Genomic DNA, 2,500 nt, shown 5'->3' with positions numbered 1-2,500 from the left:
GAGGGCCTCCTTCTTCCGAAGGTACGGAGGCAATTTGCCGAGTTCCTTCAGGACACTTCTCTCAAGCGCCTTGGTATACTCTACCTGACCACCTGTGTCGGTTTCGGGTACGGTCTATACGGTGGGGCTATTTCCCGGGACTGCTTCGAAGCCAGTTCAATCCGATAAGAACTGACAACACACGCAATCCGTCACACACCACCAGGCCCACGAATATTAACGTGGTTCCCATCGACTACCCCCTTCGGGCTCGTCTTAGGGGCCGGCTCACCCTGCGCGGATTAGCCTTGCGCAGGAACCCTTGGTCTTTCGGCGAGAGGGCATCTCACCCTCTTTATCGCTACTCATGTCTGCATTCGCACTTCCGATACCTCCATGGTCGGTTACCCTTCCACTTCGCAGGCTTACGGAACGCTCCGCTACCGCTCATCTTGCGATGAACCCTAAGCTTCGGTGCACGTCTTGAGCCCCGTTACATCTTCGCCGCAGGAACCCTTGTTTAGACCAGTGAGCTGTTACGCTTTCTTTAAAGGATGGCTGCTTCTAAGCCAACCTCCTGGTTGTTTTGGGATTCCCACATGCTTTCCCACTTAGACGTGACTTGGGGACCTTAGCTGTAGGTCAGGGCTGTTTCCCTTTTGACGACGGACCTTAGCACCCGCCGTCTGTCTCCCGGATATCACTCCTAGGTATTCGGAGTTTGGTTAGAATTGGTAGATCTCGCGACCCCCGCATCCATCCAGTGCTCTACCCCCTAGGGTGTTCATCCGAGGCACTACCTCAATAGTTTTCGCGGAGAACCAGCTATTTCCCGGCTTGATTGGCCTTTCACCCCTAAGCACAACTCATCCGGTAACTTTTCAACGTTAATCGGTTCGGACCTCCAGTGCGTGTTACCGCACCTTCATCCTGGTCATGCATAGATCGCCGGGTTTCGGGTCTAATGCATCAAACTAAGTCGCCCTATTCAGACTCGCTTTCGCTGCGCCTACACCTATCGGCTTAAGCTTGCTTGATACATTAAGTCACAGACCCATTATGCAAGAGGTACGCTGTCAGGCCTCAAGGACCCTCCAACTGCTTGTAGGCATTCGGTTTCAGGTACTGTTTCACTCCCCTCATCGGGGTGCTTTTCACCTTTCCCTCACGGTACTAGTTCGCTATCGGTCATGTACGAGTATTTAGGCTTGGAGGGTGGTCCCCCCATGTTCAGACAGGATTTCACGTGTCCCGCCCTACTCGAGTCCTGATACATCACTTTCGCATACGGGGCTGTCACCCGCTATGGCGCTACTTTCCAGAAGCTTCTGCTAGTTGAATATCAGGCACTGGCCTGGTCCGCGTTCGCTCGCCACTACTAACGGAATCTCGGTTGATGTCTTTTCCTCCGGGTACTGAGATGTTTCAGTTCGCCGGGTTCGCTTCACCAAAGCTATGTATTCACTTCGGTGATACCTTGCCCCAATTAACTCGGCAGTTGATCGCTCAACCGCTGAATTAAATGGTGAAGGTGGGTTTCCCCATTCGGAAATCGTCGGGTCAAAGCTTGCTCACAGCTCACCGACGCTTATCGCAGCGTGCCACGTCCTTCATCGCCTGTACATGCCAAGGCATCCACCAAATGCCCTTACCTCACGCTTGAGAGTCCACACCACCAACGACAACGCTGGGCGCTTGCTTGAAGCAAACACCAACTCGGCAGAGCAGCGTAGCGCAGTATCTTGGTGTGGATGAAAATCTCAGCCTTTAATTGGACAGCTGTCGATCCAGTCTCGCGACTGAAACCAACGCCGTCACGGCATCGATTTGAAAAACCCATTCACAATGTCAAAAAGCTCACGATCCATGGGATCGTAGGACCGCTGCCTCGGCAGCGGATCTCGTGTCTTCATCTATCTGGATAACGCTGAAGCGCATGTCGCTTTCGGAGAGCGCGCACTGCGCGCCTCGACGAAAGCTGGTGGAGCCTATCGGGATCGAACCGATGACCTGATGCTTGCAAAGCAACCGCTCTCCCAGCTGAGCTAAGGCCCCTGAAAAGTTCCGAAAGTTCCGGGAAAACGACACAAAGGCCATTCTCGCAGAACGAAGGATGGTGGGCCGAGCAAGAGTTGAACTTGCGACCTCACGCTTATCAGGCGTGCGCTCTAACCACCTGAGCTACCGGCCCGGTAGCGCTCGCGCACCCGTCAGCTGCGGCGAAGCCGCGCCTTATGGGCGCGCTCCGCAGCGCTGGCCGAGCTTGCTGTGTGCGTCTTAGCTGGCGCTAAATCGTCTCACAGCTTGCGCTGTATCCAGAAGATGAAGGGACATGAGGACGGCGGCGAATGTTCTTTGGAATGGAGGAAGCTCTTCCCCGAGCCGAAGCCCAGGGCGCTTTCCGCCGATATCCTTAGAAAGGAGGTGATCCAGCCGCAGGTTCCCCTACGGCTACCTTGTTACGACTTCACCCCAGTCGCTAAGCCCACCGTGGTCGCCTGCCTCTCATTGCTGAGTTAGC

General features: G+C 54.8%; 2 tRNA genes and 2 rRNA genes (1 of these 4 cut by a window edge). All 4 read right to left on the bottom strand.

The annotated features are described in order from the left end of the window. Positions 1-1,641, bottom strand: a 23S ribosomal RNA gene (locus CA234_RS23845); it reaches 1,151 nt to the left of the window's first position. Between the two features lie 317 nt (positions 1,642-1,958). Then, positions 1,959-2,034: transfer RNA gene (locus CA234_RS23840), tRNA-Ala, on the bottom strand. A 59-nt stretch (positions 2,035-2,093) separates the two neighbouring features. Beyond that, a tRNA-Ile gene (locus CA234_RS23835) sits at positions 2,094-2,170 on the bottom strand. A 226-nt stretch (positions 2,171-2,396) separates the two neighbouring features. Beyond that, positions 2,397-2,500, bottom strand: a 16S ribosomal RNA gene (locus CA234_RS23830); the annotation flags it as partial.

Source organism: Sphingomonas sp. ABOLE, assembly GCF_003950455.1.
Taxonomy (GTDB): Bacteria; Pseudomonadota; Alphaproteobacteria; order Sphingomonadales; family Sphingomonadaceae; genus Sphingomonas; species Sphingomonas trueperi.
This window is presented reverse-complemented; position numbering and strand designations above follow the sequence as displayed.